Here is a 17671-nt window from a genome sequence, read left to right as displayed (position 1 = left end):
GGTCGCACCGCTGGTCCGGTGGTCCGGCCGATGAGGCGGGGCAAGCCGCCTGGCAGGCCGCGCTCAAGGCGCACATGGAGGATCACCGGCGTGGTGAGGATATGAATCGCAAGCCGAGCACCGCACCCGCTCGGGACTAGCCCGGAACGGACGAAGACACCCTGCTCGACCATCGGTAGCGTGGACCGTCATGGCCACCAGCGTTGACGTGCGTCGGGACCTCGCCAGCCTCGCCGATCCACGTCGAGCCGAGGCGTCGGGCCGGTTCCTGCAGATGGTTCCCGGCGGGTACGGCGAGGGCGACATGGCTCTCGGTGTCTCCGTGCCCGACCAGCGCAAGGTGGCCGCCCGGTACTGGCGCGACCTCTCGCTCGCCGAGACGACGAGGCTGCTCACCGACGGCGCGCACGAGGAGAGGCTGACCTCGCTGCTCATTCTGGTACGAAAGTTCACCAAGGGCGACGAGCCGGAACGGGCTCATATCTTCGACACCGTCCTGGCCAACACCAGCCGCATCAACAACTGGGACCTTGTGGACTCGTCCGCGCCGTACATCGTCGGCCCCTGGCTGATGGACAAGGACCGGAGTGTCCTCGATCGGTTGGCCGAGTCGAGTCTCGTGTGGGATCGGCGCATCGCCGTCATGGCGACCTTCGCCTTCGTCAAGGCCGGGGACTTCGAGTGGACCTTCCGACTCGGCGACCGTCTCCTGCACGACCCGCACGACCTCGTCCGGAAGGCGGTGGGCTGGATGCTGCGCGAGGTGGGCAACCGGGACAGGGCGGCGGAGGAGGAGTTCCTCGCCCGCCGCTATCGGGTCATGCCACGGGTCATGCTGCGGTACGCGATCGAGAAGTTCGAACCGCAGCGTCGCCGCGACTACCTGTCCGGCGCCCTCTAGACGACCGGCTCTGCCGGCGGGATCGGGAAGTTCCGGTTGAAGACGTTGTCCGGGTCGTACGTGGCCTTGATGGCGCGCAGTCGGCCAAGGGTGGGCTCGGGCCAGGCATCCAGCAGTCGAGCCGGATCGGTGTCGCTCTCGAAGCTGAGATACAGGCCGTCGAGGTGCACGTACAGCTCGGCCCAGAGCTTGTCGAGGTGTGGTCTGCGGTCCGGGACCGTGGCGGCGAGCACCGAGAAGTTCTGCTCCCGGTGCGGGTACGCGGTCGCGTCGCGGGCGACGTCGTTGACCGCCCCGCCGACGGACCGCAACTGCATGATCATCACGTCGCCAGAATGGATCATGTTCTCCATCAGATCGGCGGCATGCGGCGTGACGTGGTGCAACAGGCCGCTGCGGGTGTCGCGCAGCCCCTGCCCCCGATGCTGATTGCCGGCCGGCACGACGATCGCCGGGTACGGCACGAGCTGCGCCTGCTGATCGAGGATCGGCCCGATCTCCAGGAACGGGCTCAGGGCGGACTGCGCCGCCTCGACGTCGTCGCCGGCGTAGACGAGCGTGACCTGGGCGGCCGGTGGGCTGCCACGGCGAGCGGGAAAGAGGGAGAGGAAGCTCGTCAGCTCCCGTGGCGCATCCTCGACGAGCTGGCCCCACCGGCTCAGTAGTTGGGCGGTGTCGGTCGCGTCCGCGACGAGCTGGGCGTAGACGACGTTGTCGACCTCGTACGCCTCCAGCTCTAATGCGGTGACCACACCGAAGTTCCCACCGGCGCCCCGGATGGCCCAGAACAGGTCGGGGTGGTGCTCGTCGTCGACGCGGAGCAGGCGGCCATCCGCGGTGACGATCTCGGCGGCGACGACGTGGTCGATGGTCAGGCCGTGCTTGCGCGCCAGATATCCGATGCCGGCGGTGGTGGCGAGACCACCGACGCCCACGTCCCCGTAATCACCCGAGCTCATGGCCAGGCCGTACGGGGCGAGCGCCTGGGCCACGGCACCCCACCGGGCCCCCGGCTCCAGCCGTACCCGGCGGGTCGTCCGGTCCAGCAGCTCGACCTTGTTCATCCTCGACATGTCGATGACCACTCCCCCGTTGTTCGTCGACCGGCCGCTGATGCCGTGCCCGCCGCTGCGCACCGACAGCGGGACGTTCTGCGTCCGGGCGTACGACACGGCGTCGACCACCTCGGCGGCGTTCTGCGGACGGATCACCACTGCCGGCGATCCGTGCCAGCTGTAGGTGTGGCGCACGCGCTCGTACTCCGGATCACCGGGCTCGACGGACCTGGTGGCCAGCGACGTGGGCAGCGCGTCGTAGTCGAGGCCCGGCTGCCGCTCGGCCAGCGCGACGCTCGTGCGGACCGGCCCGGTGCCGACCTCACCCCCGGTGCGCTCCTTGGCGACCGCCTCCCGCAGCGCGGGGGCGATCTCCTGCCCGAGGGTCTGGATGAGGCGTGGGTCGTCGCGCCCGATCAGGAAGGTGCTGAACCCCTCCTCGAGGACCAGCGGAAGGAGCTGGTCGACCCACTGCTCGGCAGGCCCCTGGAGGAAGCCGCGGCTACGCGACGAGACGTCGACAGTGAACAGGTTGAGCAGCCGTCGGATCTCCCGGGGCTCGCGGCCCGCGGCGATGGCCGCCTCGTCGATGAGCCGGTTGGCGGTCACCCGGTCCGGAGATCGCAGGTATTCCAGCGTCGGCAGCCAGCCGTTGGCCTTCTGGCCGGTCAGGGCCAGCATCTTCGGCTGGTACGCGCCGAGCCAGATGTCGATGTCATGTGCCGGCTTCGGGCCGCGCTGCATGCCGGGTACGGGGTAGTACTCCCCGTCCAGCCGCAGCGGTCCGTCGGCGGTGTCGTCCCAGACGCCGCGCAGGACGTCGATAGCCTCCCGCAGGGCCGCGACTCCCTGCCCAGCGGTCAGCCGACGCGCCCCCATGCCCTCGATCCCGTCCCAGAACGCGCCAGCGCCGAGGCCGAGTTCGAACCGGCCGTGCGACAACCGGTCCAGGCTCGCGGCGGCCCGGGCCAGCACGGCCGGCGGTCGCAGCGGCAGGCTGAGGACGTTCCCGGAGATCCGGAGTCGCTGTGTGCGGGCGGCGACCCAACTCAGCAGGGTCCAGGTGTCGAGGAACTCCGGGTTGTACGGGTGGTCCTGGAAGGTGACCAGGTCCAGCCCCGCCGCCTCGGTCAGCTCGGCGAGCGCCACCACCTGATCCGGGTCGTGCACGCTGGGTGTCAGGAACGACCCAAACCGGAGTTCGTGCCCGTAGTCCAACATTGCTTCACCATCCACGCAATCGTTTGATCAACCTATCATGTTCTGTGCCTATCGTTTGTTGGACAACCTATCTTCGCCGCCAATCATTCCTGGGCTGCCGCGATGTCGGATGATGATCAACGCGCCGGCCACTAGCATCGGGACATGTCCGTGACCGATCCCTGCGAGCTGCCGGCCGACCGCAAGCGCGGCTCGAACTTCGGCTGGTCTCTGGGCATGGTGCTGCGCCGCTGGCACGAGCACGTCGAGGAGCTACTGCGGGACCTGCCGCACGGCAGTCGGGGCTACCACATCCTGGCCGTCGTCGTGCATGAGGAGGTGCCCACGCAGGGTGCCCTGGCCGCCCGCCTGGCCATCGACCGCAGCGTTCTGACGTACGTCATCGACGACCTGGAGAACGCCGGCCTCATCGAGCGTCAGCGTGATCCCCAGGACCGGCGCGCCCGACGGATCGTGGCCACCGAACGCGGACGTCAGACACTCGCCGAGGCCGAGCGGCGGGTCGCCCACGCCGAGGACCACGTGCTGGGCGGGCTACCCGAGGAGCAGCGCGAGGTCTTTCGCGACCTCGCCGACCGCGCCGCCGAGGCGATCCACGCCGCCGCCCCCGCCACAGACCCCTGCGTGGCGGTGCAGAGCGTCCTTCCGCCGTCCGACTGACAGCGTCAGCGCTTGCGGCCCACCCCGCCGAAGGCGTCGATGTCGACAGGCGTGTCGACCGCCCCGTCGGGTCGCCACTGCGGGCACGGCACAACCCCGGGCTCGACCAGCTCCAGGCCGTCGAAGAAGCCGGCGATCTCGTCGGGCGAGCGCAGAGTGTACGGAGTAGCCCCGCTGTCGTTGTAGTCGTCCTGTGCCTGCTGAATCTCGGCGCTGATCAGGCTCGTGCCGTCGTTCAGTGCGAGGTAACTGCCGTTCGGCAGCGCCGCCACCAGCTGCCGCGTGATCGAACGGGCCGTCTCGTAGTCGGGCACGTGGCCCATGACGCCACTGAGGATGAGACCGATCGGCTGCGCGAAGTCGAGCGTCTTGCCGGCCTCGGCGATCACCGCAGCCGGGTCGTGCAGATCGCCGTCGATGTAGGCGGTCCTGCCCTCGGCAGTGCCGACCAGCAACGCCCGAGCGTGCACCAGCACCAGCGGGTCGCTGTCGACGTAGACGATCCGGGCGTCCGGCGCGATCCGCTGCGCCACCTCGTGGGTGTTGTTGGCGGTCGGCAGCCCGGTGCCGACGTCGAGGAACTGCCGGATGCCCGCCTCGGCAGCGAGGAACATGATCGAGCGGACCAGGAACTGCCGGGAGGCCCGGGCCACGTCGACGACGCCGGGGAAGACCTGCCGGTACTGGTCCCCGGCCTCGCGGTCGACAGCGAAGTTGTCCTTGCCACCGAGCCAGTAGTTCCAGATCCGCGCCGAATGCGGCACCGACGTGTCGATCTTCTGCTGCACGCCGGCCTCGGGTTGGCCGGTCGTCGGCGATTCCATGGTCACAACGGACCCCCCATGTCGAACGCGTACGCGACGTCGTCGCGGGACGGCCCAGTCGAGGAAGTGACCGCCCGTGACCGTGCCACGGTATAGAAGGCCGAGGATCCGCACCACACCGGTCACGTCCCTCCCGCGAGGGAGTGACGTCCCCTGTCAGCGGGGTCCGCCCACCGCGGGGGCGCCGGCAGGATCGGTGCATGACGACATCGACACCGATCGTCGGTGGGACCGTCCACGGCCTGACGTACGCAGTGCTCGGCTGGGCCGTGGCATACGGGGGCGTGCGTCTGGCGTGGACGGTCGGCGAGGCTCCGCAGTTCGGGCGGCTCGGGCTGGACCTGCTCGGCTTCACCGGCTGGTGGTCGGTGGCGTTGTGCGCGGCCAGCGGCGTGCTGGCGGTTGCCCTGGACCGGGTGGCGACCTGGCGGCCGGCGCTCGCGGGGATCGCCTGGACGGTCGCCGGGGCCCTCGTCGCGGCGGCGGCGATCCTGCTGCCGGAGCTGGTGGGTTTCCTGCTGCTCACCGTCGGCCCGTTCTTCGACCCACTGGCGTTCGCGAGCCGGCTCGGTTGTGTCACCGGAGCGGTCCTGCTCGCTCTGGCCACCGCCCGCTATCAGCGGCGCACCCGCGGCGACTGCCCGGACTGCTGCCGGACGGTCCGACCGGGTGCGCGACGCGCGGCGCCCGCGCGGTGGGCACGCTGGGCCGCGTGGGCAGCGGTGGGCGGTCTCGTGACCCGCTTCGCGGCCCAGTTCGTGGTGGGGTTCGACCGCGTCGACCAGAGCGCCACCCTGCTCGGGTTGGAGATCGGCCTGGTGCTGGCCGGAGTGCTGTTGCCGTTGGCGCTGGTGCACCACTGGGGTGTGGTCTGGCCGGGGTGGGTGCCGCTGCTCGCCGGCCGCATGATTCCTCGTCCGCTGCTGCTGGTGCCCGGCTTCGGACTCGGCGCGGGCATCGTGGCCTACTTCGGCATGGGGATGGTGCAGGTGTCGTCGGGCTCGCACAGCGAGTTCTCCGACGCGTTCCTGTGGGTGGCGATGTCGGCGTACCTCGTCATGGGGTTGGGTCTGCTCGTCGGGTCCACCGACTACCACCTGCGCACTCGCCGACAGTGCGGCACCTGCGGCCGGTGACGGCAGCACTGGCTACGGGCCGAACGCATTGACAGGATTCGTTATACGAATTAGCTTTCTGGAACCGGGCACCTGGGAGCGCTCCCAATTTATCCACCTCCCACACCATCACTGAAACTCGCCGCAGACGAGCCCTCCCGAGCCGTGGACACCACCACCACCAGTTCAGGAGGAGTTTCATGAGACGAAGAAGAGTGACGAACACCGCCCTGGTGTCGGCCGGCACCGTCCTGCTGGCATCTGCGGCGGTCGCCATGGCGATGCCGGCGGGGGCCGCGGCCGCCGGCTGCGGGGTGAACTACAGCGTGTCGTCGCAGTGGCAGGGAGGCTTCGGCGCCAGCGTCACCATCACCAATCTCGGTGACGCGGTGACGAGTTGGACATTGGCTTGGAACTACAGCGCCGGACAGACCGTCACGCAGGCCTGGAACACCACGCTGACCCAGAGCGGCACCGCCGTCACCGCCAAGAACGTCAGCTACAACGGGGCCATCCCGACCAACGGGACGGTCTCGTTCGGTTTCAACGGCTCGTGGACCGGCAGCAACCCCGCTCCGACCACCTTCGTTCTGAACGGGGTGAGCTGCACCGGTGGCACCGAGCCGACGGATCCGCCAACCGACCCGCCAACGGACCCGCCATCGACCGGGCCGGCGGACATCACGGTGAACAGCGCGACCAAATACCAGACCGTCGACGGGTTCGGGGCAGCGCAGTCCATCTGGGGTAGCGCCTGGTCGACGACGGACACCCAGACGCTGGTCGGGATGGGTGCCAACCAGTTGGGGCTGTCCATCGTGCGGACCGGCCTCTCGCCGGAGTCCAGCGAGTGGGCGACGCACGTGAACTCGCTGAAGACGGCGAAGTCGTACGGGTCTAACGTGAAGATCCTCGCCTCGCCGTGGACCGCGCCGGCGGCGTGGAAGACCAACAACAGCCGGGTCAACGGCGGCAAGCTGAAGACCGACTACTACGACGACTACGCCAACCACCTGAACAGCTACGTGCAGTACATGCGTGGCCAGGGCGTACCCATCGACGTCACCTCGGTGCAGAACGAGCCCGACTGGCACCCGGACTACGACTCGATGGACTGGAGCGGCACCGAGCTACGCACCTTCGTCCGCGACCAGGGCACCAAGGTGCAGAACACCAAGCTGATGGTCGCCGAGGCGGTGAACCTCAACTACAACTTCACCGATCCGACCCTCAACGACTCGACCGCCCGCAACAACATCGGCTACATCGGCGGGCACCTGTACGGCACCGAGGAGTCGGGCCGGCTGCGCCCGTACTCCCTTGCCCAGCAGTACAACAAGCCGGTGTGGATGACTGAATGGAACCTGCACGCCGCCGACGGCGGCGGCTCCAACATCTGGGGCAACCCCGCAAACGCGGCGGTCTGGAACGAGACCCTCGACGACATCATGCGCACCGTGCACAAGTCGATGGAGGCCAACTGGAACGCCTACATCTGGTGGTACGGCAAGCGTTACTACTCCTTCATCGGTGACGGCGAGTCGGCGTTCGGCACCGTGGCAGGCGCCCCGCTCAAGCGCGGGTACGCCTTCTCGCAGTACGCGAAGTACGTCCGCCCCGGTTATCAGCGGGTCGCCCTGACCAAGAGCTCGAAGGCCTCACCGCTGGAGGTGACCGCCTACCAGGGGGACGGGAAGATCACCCTGGTGATCCTCAATCGCTCGAACAGCGCGGTCAACAACGCCGTGATCCAGGCCCCGCAGAACGTCAGCCGGGCCGAGCACTACCTCACTTCGCAGAACGCCAACGCGGCAAGCCAGCCGACAAGCGTGAACGGCGGTCAGGCCACCATCAACGTCGGCGCACGCAGCATCTCCACCCTCGTGTTCACCCTCTGAGAACCCTGCTCGGACTCAGGCACGGCCGACGTCGCGGGTGCCCCAGCCACGCGCTGGGGCACCCGCTTGCCAGCGCTGTCAGTTCCCGCCGTGGTAGCGGCCTTCGACGTAGACGAGCGCGTCGCCGACAGCCCGCTCGGCCCCGCTGGGGTGGTTGACGAGCGCGCCCTGAGCGGCCATGGCGGTGGAGCCGCCGCCGTCGAGGTTGACCGCGTCGGACATGCCGAGTGCCTGGGCGACGGCGGCAGTCTCGTCCAGGGTGGTGCCGACGCTTGTGGTCTGGCGACCGTCGATGGTCGCGAGCACGACCTTCCCGTCCCGAGTGGTGCCGGCGATGGTCCGAGGGTTGCGGGCGAAGAAGCTGTCGGAGCCGCCGTCGGGCACGACGATCCGGCCGTTCGCCGTCAACGGGTACCGGCCGTTCACGCCGAACAGTCCGGGCCGCAGACCGAGCTTGCGCCCCCGCTGGTCGGTCAACGTCGAGGTCAGGTCCAGGCATCCCCGGCCGGCCACCGCGAGCAGAGCGCCGGCGTCCCGTCCGGTGGCCTGCAGCGAGGTCTGGCCCACGGCGAGGGTGGTGCCGCGGGTCGTCGCGGTCCGCACCACGCAGCCGAGGCGATTGAGGACGACCTCCACGCCGACGCCCGCCGGAGTGGCCGAGTCGAACTCGGGGGTGAACTGGACAACGTCGCCCGGCTCGGTGCACACGCTCTGGTCGACCACTGCGGTACAGCCGGCCGGGACGACCGGTGGGTGGTTGATGAACTCCAGCGGCAGGACGGTATGGGTCCGCCGGTTCCGTGCGCTGCCCGACCAGGTGAGCTTGCCGGTGAGTGCGCGATTGTTGTTGGCGTCGACGACGAAGTTGACCTCGCCGGGCTCGATGGTGGGCTCACTGAGCAGTTTCCCGCCGTACAGGCCCAGGCCCACCGGGTCACCGGGGTAGAGCGGGCTGGCGGTGAAGGTGAAGAACGAGGCGTTGACGCCCGCCAGGGCACCGGAGTCGCGAACGAGATCGGTGGTCTTCTCGACCTGGCCGAGGTTCGTGCCGTACGTCGCCTTCAGGTGCCCGCGGGCCCGACGCGGGTCGATGGTGAGCACGTTGACCACCCACGGGCCGCGGCTGGTGGTGTTGATCTGGTCGGGCTGCGCGGGCTCGGTTCCGCGCACGATGTGCGTCAGTGTCACGCCGTCGGCCAGGACCCGGCTGGTGGTGATCTCCGTCAGGTCGGCGTCGCCGATCGGCAGGGTGCCACTGGCGGCGTCGGCGCGGGCACCCGGAACGACACCGAGCGCCACCGCGGCCAGCGTGGCGGCAGCTAGCGCACCGGCGCGGCGTAATCCGGACAGGCCAGGAGTGGAAACAGTCATGTCCTGAGCGTTGCGAGCGAAGAGAAGCACGCATCGGACAGAACCTGACAGCTAGTCGAATTTCGGTGAAAGGACTTATAGGCCATTCGCCCGGCGGGTGCGGGATCAGCCGGCGCCGGAGAAGACGTCGCTGGTTGACGTCGGCGGCGCCGTGCTCTGCCGCACCACGAGCTTGGGGATGACAAGTGGCAGGCGCTGCGGCACCGTGTCGTCGATGGCCTGGGTGACGGCCGTGATGGCCCGTCGACCGACCGCGTCGAAATCCTGCTGGATCGTCGTCAACGGCGGAATGAGGTAGGGCGCCTCGGGGACGTCGTCGAATCCGACGACCGAGACGTCCTGTGGCACCCGCCGCCCGCGTTCGTGCAGCGCGCGCAGCACGCCGATGGCCATCTGGTCGTTGGCGGCGAACACCGCTGTGGCCCTGTGCATCGCACCGACCCGCAGCCCGGCGACGTAGCCGCTGTGCGCCCTCCAGTCGCCCTCGACCGGCTCCGGCGGGCGTAGGCCCGCCGCACTCATCGCCTGACGCCAACCCTCCAGACGAGCACGGGCCTCCGCCCAGTTGAGCGGGCCGCTCACATGCACGATCTCCCGATGTCCGAGGTCGAGGAGGTGCTCGGTGGCCATCCGGGCGCCGAGCACCTGGTCGACGCCGACGGTCACGCTGGCCCTGGACAGGTCGCCCTCCACGACGACGAAGGGGACACCCGAGCGCGTCATCCGCACCACCTCGAGAGCCTCGTCGTTACCGGCGATCATCACGACGCCCTCCACGCCGACGCGCATGAGGTGTTCGGTGGCGTCGCTGAGCGCCCGTACCGTCACCTCGGAGAGGCTCACCGACGTGGCGAAGTAGCCGGCCGCGCGGGCGGCGTCCTCGACGCTGCGATGGATGCTCGTCGGACCGAACAGCGTCCTGGCCGTGCCGATGATGCCGATCATCCCGGACCGCCCGCGGACCAACGCGCGGGCGGCCGTGTTGGGGCGGTAGTCGAGTCGTCGGATGGCCTCGAGGACCCGCTCCCGCGTCTCGCGCCTGATGCTGGGCGCCCCGTTGATGACCCGGGACACCGTCTGGTGTGACACGCCCGCCAGGCGAGCGACGTCGGCCATGACCGGTGGCCGGTCGGCCGCTGTCACAGCGACCTTTGCGTGAACTCGCACTGGCGGGCCGTCCGTTCTTCCATGGGATCAGTTCCTCGTGGGCGTCGTCCGAACGTGACCGTCAGTGTGAGTGACGGGGCACCGCGCTGCCGCTGCCACCGACGAGGAAGTCGAGGTCCGCGCCGCTGTCGGCCTGCAGGACGTGCTCGCTGTACAGCCGTACCCAACCACGGTCGGCCACCGGCTTCGGAGGCTGCCAGGCGGCGCGGCGTTGGGCGAGTTCCGCGTCGTCGACCAGGAGATCCAGGCGGCGCGTCGGGACATCGACGGTGACCAGGTCACCGGTGCGGACCAGCGCGAGCGGGCCGCCCACGGAAGCCTCCGGCGCCACGTGCAGGATGCAGGTGCCGTAGCCGGTGCCGCTCATCCGAGCGTCGGAGATCCGCACCATGTCCGTGATGCCGTCGGCGAGCAGCCGCTGTGGCATGGGCACGTTGCCCACCTCCGGGAAGCCGGGGTAGCCCCGTGGTCCGGCGTTGCGCACGACGATCACCGTTTCGGGGGTGACGTCGAGGTCCGGGTCGTCGGCGGCGACGACGTAGTCCTCGATGCGGTCGAAGACGAGCGCCGGGCCGGTGTGCGCGAGGAGGTGGGCGGAGGCAGCGGAGACCTTCAACACCGCCCCGGACGGCGCGAGCGACCCGCGCAGCACCACGGTGCCCGAGCCGGCGGGCTGGAACGGCTCCTCCATGGTGCCGATGACGTCCCGGTTCCAGCACTGGGCGCCGTCGACGTTGTCCGCCACGCTCCTGCCGCTGACCGTGACGTGGTCCATGTGCAGCAGCGGGGCGAGTTCCTTCATCACCGCCGGAAGACCGCCCGCGTAGGCGAAGTCCTCCATCAGGTACTTCCCCGACGGCATGAGGTTGACGAGCATGGGCACGTCGGCGGTGAGGATGTCGAAGTCCTCCAGCGACAGGGGGACGCCGAGGCGGCCCGCGATCGCGAGCAGGTGTACGACAGCGTTTGTGGAACCGCCGATCGCGGCGTTCACCCGGACGGCGTTCTCGAACGCCTGCCTGGTGAGCACCGAGGACAACCGTTGGTCCTGTTCGACCATGGCGACGATCCGACGTCCGGCGGCGTGCGCCAGCGCGTACCGCCGGGAGTCGACAGCCGGCACGGCGGCCGCCCCCGGCAGCTGCACGCCCAGGGCCTCGGTGACGCAGGCCATCGTGGATGCCGTACCCATTGTCATGCAGTGACCCCGGCTGCGGGACATGCCGACCTCCGCCTCGGAGCAGTCGGCGGCGGTCATCCGACCGGCCCGCATCTCCTCGGTGAAACGCCAGACGACAGTGCCCGAGCCGATGTCCTGCCCGCGGAACTTGCCGTTGAGCATCGGGCCACCGGTCATCATCAGGGTCGGCAGGTCGACGCTCGCCGCTCCCATCAGCAGGCCGGGCGTCGTCTTGTCACAGCCGGAGAGCAGGACCACCCCGTCCAGCGGATTGGCGCGGACGGACTCCTCCAGCTCCATCGCCAGCAGGTTGCGGTAGAGCATGGTCGTGGGTCGCATCAGCGGCTCACCCAGGCTCATCGCCGGGAACTCCAGCGGCAGGCCCCCGCTCTCCCACACGCCCCGCTTCACCGACTCGGCCAGGTCGCGCAGGTGGGCGTTGCAGGGTGTCAGCTCCGACCAGGTGGTGGCGATGCCGATCACCGGGCGACCGTCGAAGACGTCGTCCGCGAACCCCTGGTTGCGCATCCAGGATCGATGGATGAACCCGTTGCGGCCTTCCGCACCGAACCACTGCCCGCTGCGCAACGGTCGATTCGTCGTCGACATCAGCACACCTCTCTGTCATCCGTCCGGCCGCGTCCTGCGCGGCAGCGATCAATGCCCGTCTGGTGAATCGGCTGGTAGCGCCGGTGCGGCCTACCGGAGACCTCCGACGGACAGGCCGCCGCGCCAGTGTCGTTGGAGGCTGAAGAACGCGATGATCAGTGGGATCACGGACACCAGGGAGCCCAGGATGATGAGGCTCCACAGCGACGTGCCGCCCGAGTTGTTCGCGGACGCGATCCCCTGCCAGAGGCCGAGGCCGACGGTGACGGGGAAGAGCCGGTTGTCGGAGAGCATGGCCAGCGGCAGGAAGTAGTTGTTCCAGGACGCCACGGCCGACAGCAGCAGCACGGTGACCACCGCGGGACGCATCAGCGGAAGGGCGATCTGGATGAACGTCCGTATCTCTCCCGCGCCGTCGACCCGCGCCGCGTCCAGGAGTTCGTCGGGCACCGCGTCGCGCGCGTACACGTGCATCAGGTAGACGCCGAACGGGTTGAGCAGCGACGGGAGGATCACCGCCCAGACCGTGTTCGTCAGGCCGAGCCGGGAGAACATGATGAAGGTCGGGATGACCAGGGCGGTGGCGGGCACCATCAGCGCGCCGAGCACGACGGCGAAGCTGAAGCGTCGGGCGGCGAACCGGTACTTGGCGAACCCGTAGCCGGCCATGACCGCCAGGATCGTGGCGCCGATTCCGCCGGCGATGGCGTACAACGTGGAGTTGAGGATCCACCGGAGGTAGATGCCACCGTCGTAGGTGAAGAGCTGCCGGAGGTTACCGAGGTAGTCGATCTGGTCGGTGAACCAGAGGGTGTTGCCGCCGCCGAACAGGCCCGGCGCGTCCTTGGAGCTGTTGACGATGACCCACCAGAACGGTACGAGGAAATAGATCACCAGGAAGCCGAGGAGGATCTGCAGAGGGAGATAGCGCTGCGGTCGGCGGGCGCCTGCGCGGACGCTGCTGTGGTCGGTCATCAGAGGAAGCTCCTCCGCTTGCGGGTGAAGAACAGGAAGGCGTACACGCAGATGAACACGATCCCGCCGAGGGCGAAGGAGATCGCGGACCCGTAGTTGAAGTTGGCCAGCGAAAACGCCTGCTGGTACGCGTACATGTTCGGGGTGAAGTCCGAGCCGATGGTGCCCGCGGCGAGGTATCGCAAAATCTGCGGTTCGTTGAAGAACTGCAGGGTGCCGATGAGCGAGAAGACCAGGATCAGGATCAGGGCGGGCGCGATCAGCGGGATCTTGATCCGCGTCGCGATCTGCCAACGCCCGGCGCCGTCCATCCGGGCCGCCTCGTAGAGCGTCGGGTCGACGCCCTGCAACGCCGCGTACAGGATGATCATGTAGTAGCCGGCCCACTGCCAGGTGACGACGTTGAGCAGCCCGTAGAAGATCAGGTCGCTGCCCAGGAAGTCGGGTGCGGTGGCGCCGAACAGCCCGAAGATGTCGGTGAGCGGGCCGAAGCCCCTGCTGTAGAGGAACCCCCACATCACGGCCCCGATGACGGTCGGGATCGCGTACGGAAGAAAGATCATGAGGCGGGAGAAGCGGGCGAACACTGTGGTGACCGAGTCCAGGATGAGGGCCAACGCGAGCGCGATGATGATCTGCAGCGGGATCGAGACGAGTGAGAAGCGGATGACGAACCACGCACCGGACAGGAAGCTCGGGTCGGTGAACGCCTTCACGTAGTTGTCGAAGAGAACGAAGCTGGTGCCGCCGATCAGCTTCTTCTGGAAGAGACTGAGGTACAACGCGTACGCCAGCGGCGCGATGAGGAACGCCAGGAACACCACCCCGAATGGCCCGACGAAGAGCCACCCCATCAGGTGTTCGCGGAGGTGCACCTTGCCACGGATCTTGCGCGTCTCAGGCTGAGTACGCGGTGCGCGCTTCTCGGTCAGGGATGTCATCTTTGGTCTCCGGGACGTGGACGCTGAGGGGTGGAGGGTGGGCCGGCCGCCCAGTGCCGGCGCGGCCCACCCATCCGGTCACTGAACTGTGAAACCTTGTTCCTTGGCGTACTTCGCCACGTCCTCCTGGAGCCGGTCGGCAGCCTGCGAACCGGTGACGGAGCCCTTGATGATCTCGCTGACCTGCTTCTCCATGGCGTCGAGGTAGTACTGGCCGAACGGGGCGTACGCGACGCCCTTGTAGGCGTCGGCGGCGGGAAGGTAGACCTCCTTGTTCGCCTGCTGACCGTTGAAGAACGCCACCTTCAGGTCGACGAGCGCCGGGTCCTTGAGCGCCGTGAGGTTCAGCGGGAAGATGATCTGGTTGGTCCAGCCGTCGGTGAGCGACTCCTTGTCGGCGTAGAGCCCGTAGGCGACCTTCGCGGCCAGTTCCGGCTTCTTCGCCTGCTTGGTCACCGAGAAGGCCGACCCACCCCAGTTCACCTGCACCGGGTTGGCCGGATCCCACTGCGGCAGCGGCGCGACCGCGAACTTGCCGGTGTCCTGACCCTTACCGACACCCGCGCCGGTGAGGTAGCCGGGCGCCCACGCCGCCGAGATGTACGTCGCGTAGTTGCCGTTGATCACGCCGGAGATGTACTCCGGGGTGAACTGGTTCTGCGTACCGACCAGGCCCTTCTTGGCGAGGCCGCCCCAGTAGTCCAGGACGTCCTTGGACGCCTGGTCGTTGAGCTTCACGCCGATCGCCTTCGGCTGCGCCGGGTCATGGGTGAAGGGCGAGGCGCCCTTCTGGATCTGCAATGCCATGGTGAGCGCCGGGACGTTCGCGCCGAGGTCCCCGAACAGCGGGCCGCCGGCGTCCTTCACCTTCTGCGCGGCCTGCTCGTACTCGGCCCAGGTCTTCGGCGGCGTGATCTTGTACTTGTCGAAGATGTCCTTCCGGTAGATCATCGCCACCGGGCCGCCGTCGACAGGTACGCCGTAGACCTGGTCGCCGACCGACACGTCCTTCCAGGCGCCCTCGCTGTAGTTGGCCTTGACCGCGTCGAAGCCGTACTGCTTGATGTCGACCAGCGCGCCCTGGATCTGGAAGGTCGGGATCCGGTCCGCCTCGACCATGATCACGTCAGGCGCGCCGGTGCCCGCCGAGATGGCGGTCTGGAACTTGTCGTACTCGTCGCCGCCCTGGCCGACGTTGGTCCAGCAGACCTGCACGTCGTCGTGCTGCTTGTTGAAGTTGTCGACCACGAGCTGGGTGTTGGGGTACCAGCCCCACATCGTCACGACCGGCACGTTCTGCTTGGTGATGGTGTTCGTGCAATTGCTCGCGTCACTGCCGCCGTCGTCCGAGGAGCAGGCGACGAGGCCGCTCCCCGCCGCGAGCATGGCTACCGTGGCGAGTATCCGTCTTCTCTTCATTGAGATGGTTCCCTTCGGCGATGGCGGTGCACAGCATCCATCCGCTGGCGGGCGCCACCGGGGCAGGAAGACCTGCTCCCGGTGGCGTCGCCGGCGAAGGCTCCTAGCGCTTGAACAGGCGCGGCGCCAGGTCGATGAGGTTCTTCTGCCACACGTCCCAGCCGTGCGGCCCGGGGGTGACCCCGTCGAACTCGTAGCGGATTCCGAGGTTGTCCAACGTGGTCAGCGATGCCATGAAGCTCGGGTACACGAAGTCGGTCTGGTCACCGACGTACAGGCGCAGCATCTTGGTGCCGTTGTTGATCGCCTGCACGTCGACGCCGGTGCCGCTGCCGAACCCGGCCGAGAACGCGGCGACGTAGGCGAACTCGCCCGGGTAGGCCTTCAGCACCCCGAACGCCTGCCCGCCGCCCATCGACAGGCCAGCGAGGGCCTGCTGTGACGGATCGCTGGAGATGTGGTAGCGGGCACGGGCCGTCGGAACGATGTTCTCCCGCAACTCGCTGTTGAAGTTCGACGAGTTGCCGTTGCCCATCACGACGACCATCGGCGTGAGGTCGCCGTCGAGGAACTGATTGTCGAGGATCTGCTTGGCGCGGCCCATCTCGACCCAGTCCGTGTAGTTCTGGCCGCCGCCGTGCTGGAGATAGAGGACGGGGTACGGCTGCGCCCGGTTCGGGTCGTACCCCGGCGGGGTCCACACCAGTGCGGTGCGGTCCTGGCCGGCCACCGTGCTGGTGTAGGTCATGTTCTCGACCTTCCCGCCACGACCGGCGGGTACGTCCGACAGCAGTCGGGCACCCGGCCCCGGGATGAAGAAGGTGCTCCACATCGGCTCGGTGGTGACTGTCGTCGGGTTCGAGGCGTCCTTGACGGCGACCCGGTCCACGATCAGCCGGTAGTAGTAGAACCAGGGCTTCAGCGGGCCCACGGTCGCCCGCCACCGGTCGCCGTCGCGGGTCAGTGGCAGTCGCAGCCAACTGCCGCCCGGAGCGACGTTCGCCCAGACCGTGACGTGCTGAGCGTTCTTGAAGTCGGTGGTGGTCTCGAAGGTGACGAAGCCGTCCTCGGTGACGAAGGGCGTCGGGGTGGTGCCGGCCGGCGGCGGGGTGAACTCCCGCTTCAGCGGCTGGTGACCGGGGCTCGGCCCGTGGTCCCGCACGTGACCGAACAGTCGCGGCAGGAAGTCGACCAGGTTCTCCTGCCAGGTGGTCCAGTTCGCGCCGCCGTCCGGGTTGACCCCGTCGAACTCGAACCGGACGTCGGCTCGGTCCAACGCCTTCGTCAGCCGGTAGGTGGTGTTGTACGCGGGATCGGTGACGTTGCCCGTGTACAGGCGCAGCAGCTTGACGCCGCGGTTGATCGCCTTGGCGTCCTTCCGGTCGATCGCCGGAGCCGACGTGCCCGAGAACGAACCGACGTAACCGAACTGGCCCGGCTTGGTGAGCGCGGCCCGCACTGCCTGCGTGCCACCGTCGGCCACACCCGCGATCGCCTGGTGCGCCGGGTCGCGAAGGACCCGGTAGTTGTCGGCAACCGCCTTGCGGAGGTCCCTCAACTCCTTGTCGTCCGAGGCGTTGGCGTTGTTGAGCACCACCACCATCGGGCTCATGGCGCGCGCGGCCGACAGGTTGTCGAGGATCTGCTTGGATCGACCGAGGTCGAGCCAGTCGGTGGCGGCAACACCGGCACCCGACTGCAGGAAGAGCGCCGGGTAACCCTTCGGGCCCTTGGCCGCGTAACCAGGTGGCGTCCAGACCAGGGCCGAGCGCTGCGCGTTCCTGGTCCGATAGGTCAACGTCTCGATCTTTCCGCCGGTGCCCGACGGCGCGTCGACGAGCCACCGCGCCGAGTCACCCGCAACGAGGAAGGTGCTCAGGAGCGGGTTGGACGCGACGCTCGTGCTGTTCGTCGGGTCCTTGATGGTCTTGGTGTCGTCGGCGGTGAGCTGGTAGTTGTACAGACCGGGCTCCAGCGCGCCGAGAACACCCGACCAGGCGTCACCTCGACGGGTCAGCCCGAACTCCGCCCAGGTGGCGGACGGGCCGAAGTTTCCCTCGACGATGACCTGCGAGACGGTGCCCAGCTTCTCCTGGACGTACGCCGCCGGGACGGTGAACGTGGCGTAGCGGTCTGGGGAGACGTCCAGCCACGGCGTGTCCGCCGCTGCCGGTTGCGGCGCGAGGAGAACCGCCGCGGTGGCGATGACGCCGGCGGTGAACGCCGCCGAGAGCCGGCGGCGTACGCCCAGACGGCGTAAGCGCCCATGATACTGTTCGGTAGTCACACTCCACTCCTTTCAATGTGCCGGCAGCGGATACGACCCGACTGACCG

Annotated in this window: 13 protein-coding genes; 4 read left to right on the top strand and 9 right to left on the bottom strand. The window is 68.5% G+C overall.

Going from position 1 to position 17671, the window contains the following annotated elements; genetic code table 11:
- Positions 1 to 190: 190 nt before the first annotated feature.
- Positions 191 to 901 (top strand): DNA alkylation repair protein, encoded by a 711-nt coding sequence (locus tag IW248_RS06080; RefSeq protein WP_196926055.1) that lies wholly within the window; start codon positions 191 to 193, stop codon positions 899 to 901.
- On the opposite strand, the gene IW248_RS06075 is transcribed toward IW248_RS06080, so the two are convergent.
- Positions 898 to 3177 (bottom strand): LLM class flavin-dependent oxidoreductase, encoded by a 2280-nt coding sequence (locus tag IW248_RS06075; RefSeq protein ID WP_196926054.1) that lies wholly within the window; start codon positions 3175 to 3177, stop codon positions 898 to 900. The two genes, IW248_RS06080 and IW248_RS06075, sit on opposite strands and share 4 nt — an antisense overlap.
- 144 nt (positions 3178 to 3321) lie before the next feature.
- On the opposite strand from IW248_RS06075, the gene IW248_RS06070 reads away from it, so the two are divergent.
- Positions 3322 to 3837: a MarR family winged helix-turn-helix transcriptional regulator gene (locus IW248_RS06070; protein WP_196926053.1), complete on the top strand. Its 516-nt coding sequence runs from the start codon at positions 3322 to 3324 to the stop codon at positions 3835 to 3837.
- A gap of 5 nt (positions 3838 to 3842) precedes the next feature.
- Here the strand turns inward: IW248_RS06070 and IW248_RS06065 are convergent, their stop codons facing one another.
- On the bottom strand, positions 3843 to 4661 hold the full coding sequence (locus IW248_RS06065) for an SAM-dependent methyltransferase (RefSeq protein WP_196926052.1): 819 nt from the start codon (positions 4659 to 4661) through the stop codon (positions 3843 to 3845).
- A 200-nt stretch (positions 4662 to 4861) separates the two neighbouring features.
- Here IW248_RS06065 and IW248_RS06060 point away from each other — a divergent pair, with 200 nt between their 5' ends.
- A complete protein-coding gene (locus tag IW248_RS06060; RefSeq protein WP_196926051.1) occupies positions 4862 to 5797 on the top strand; it encodes a hypothetical protein in 936 nt (311 codons plus the stop codon).
- Between the two features lie 179 nt (positions 5798 to 5976).
- The gene (locus IW248_RS06055) at positions 5977 to 7674 is read left to right on the top strand and encodes a cellulose binding domain-containing protein (RefSeq protein ID WP_196926050.1); all 1698 of its coding nucleotides are present in this window, start codon (positions 5977 to 5979) and stop codon (positions 7672 to 7674) included.
- Positions 7675 to 7752: 78 nt separating this feature from the next.
- On the opposite strand, the gene IW248_RS06050 is transcribed toward IW248_RS06055, so the two are convergent.
- From IW248_RS06050 to IW248_RS06020, 7 genes are all read right to left on the bottom strand, one after another.
- Positions 7753 to 9045, bottom strand: a complete 1293-nt coding sequence (locus IW248_RS06050) for a phosphodiester glycosidase family protein (protein ID WP_196926049.1) — start codon at positions 9043 to 9045, stop codon at positions 7753 to 7755.
- Between the two features lie 105 nt (positions 9046 to 9150).
- On the bottom strand, positions 9151 to 10161 hold the full coding sequence (locus IW248_RS06045) for a LacI family DNA-binding transcriptional regulator (RefSeq protein WP_196930060.1): 1011 nt from the start codon (positions 10159 to 10161) through the stop codon (positions 9151 to 9153).
- Positions 10162 to 10273: 112 nt separating this feature from the next.
- On the bottom strand, positions 10274 to 12001 hold the full coding sequence (locus tag IW248_RS06040) for an IlvD/Edd family dehydratase (protein ID WP_196926048.1): 1728 nt from the start codon (positions 11999 to 12001) through the stop codon (positions 10274 to 10276).
- A gap of 90 nt (positions 12002 to 12091) precedes the next feature.
- On the bottom strand, positions 12092 to 12976 hold the full coding sequence (locus tag IW248_RS06035) for a carbohydrate ABC transporter permease (RefSeq protein ID WP_196926047.1): 885 nt from the start codon (positions 12974 to 12976) through the stop codon (positions 12092 to 12094).
- Positions 12976 to 13917 carry a carbohydrate ABC transporter permease gene (locus IW248_RS06030; RefSeq protein WP_196926046.1) on the bottom strand — a complete coding sequence of 314 codons (942 nt, stop codon included), beginning with the start codon at positions 13915 to 13917 and terminating at the stop codon, positions 12976 to 12978. The genes IW248_RS06035 and IW248_RS06030 overlap by 1 nt, the downstream gene beginning before the upstream one ends.
- Before the next feature lie 78 nt (positions 13918 to 13995).
- On the bottom strand, positions 13996 to 15336 hold the full coding sequence (locus IW248_RS06025) for an ABC transporter substrate-binding protein (RefSeq protein ID WP_196926045.1): 1341 nt from the start codon (positions 15334 to 15336) through the stop codon (positions 13996 to 13998).
- 103 nt (positions 15337 to 15439) lie between these two features.
- Positions 15440 to 17623: an alpha/beta hydrolase gene (locus IW248_RS06020; protein ID WP_196926044.1), complete on the bottom strand. Its 2184-nt coding sequence runs from the start codon at positions 17621 to 17623 to the stop codon at positions 15440 to 15442.
- Positions 17624 to 17671 lie beyond the last annotated feature (48 nt).

Origin of the sequence: Micromonospora ureilytica (assembly GCF_015751765.1) — a bacterium.
In the GTDB taxonomy this organism is placed as follows: Bacteria; Actinomycetota; Actinomycetes; order Mycobacteriales; family Micromonosporaceae; genus Micromonospora; species Micromonospora ureilytica.
This window is presented reverse-complemented; position numbering and strand designations above follow the sequence as displayed.

Bases quoted from the DNA above. Each gene is read 5' to 3' on its own strand.
- IW248_RS06080 (WP_196926055.1), top strand. From the start codon at position 191: ATGGCCACCAGCGTTGACGTGCGTCGGGACCTCGCCAGCCTCGCCGAT.
- IW248_RS06075 (WP_196926054.1), bottom strand. From the start codon at position 3,177: ATGTTGGACTACGGGCACGAACTCCGGTTTGGGTCGTTCCTGACACCC.
- IW248_RS06070 (WP_196926053.1), top strand. From the start codon at position 3,322: ATGTCCGTGACCGATCCCTGCGAGCTGCCGGCCGACCGCAAGCGCGGC.
- IW248_RS06065 (WP_196926052.1), bottom strand. From the start codon at position 4,661: ATGGAATCGCCGACGACCGGCCAACCCGAGGCCGGCGTGCAGCAGAAG.
- IW248_RS06060 (WP_196926051.1), top strand. From the start codon at position 4,862: ATGACGACATCGACACCGATCGTCGGTGGGACCGTCCACGGCCTGACG.
- IW248_RS06055 (WP_196926050.1), top strand. From the start codon at position 5,977: ATGAGACGAAGAAGAGTGACGAACACCGCCCTGGTGTCGGCCGGCACC.
- IW248_RS06050 (WP_196926049.1), bottom strand. From the start codon at position 9,045: ATGACTGTTTCCACTCCTGGCCTGTCCGGATTACGCCGCGCCGGTGCG.
- IW248_RS06045 (WP_196930060.1), bottom strand. From the start codon at position 10,161: ATGGCCGACGTCGCTCGCCTGGCGGGCGTGTCACACCAGACGGTGTCC.
- IW248_RS06040 (WP_196926048.1), bottom strand. From the start codon at position 12,001: ATGTCGACGACGAATCGACCGTTGCGCAGCGGGCAGTGGTTCGGTGCG.
- IW248_RS06035 (WP_196926047.1), bottom strand. From the start codon at position 12,976: ATGACCGACCACAGCAGCGTCCGCGCAGGCGCCCGCCGACCGCAGCGC.
- IW248_RS06030 (WP_196926046.1), bottom strand. From the start codon at position 13,917: ATGACATCCCTGACCGAGAAGCGCGCACCGCGTACTCAGCCTGAGACG.
- IW248_RS06025 (WP_196926045.1), bottom strand. From the start codon at position 15,336: ATGAAGAGAAGACGGATACTCGCCACGGTAGCCATGCTCGCGGCGGGG.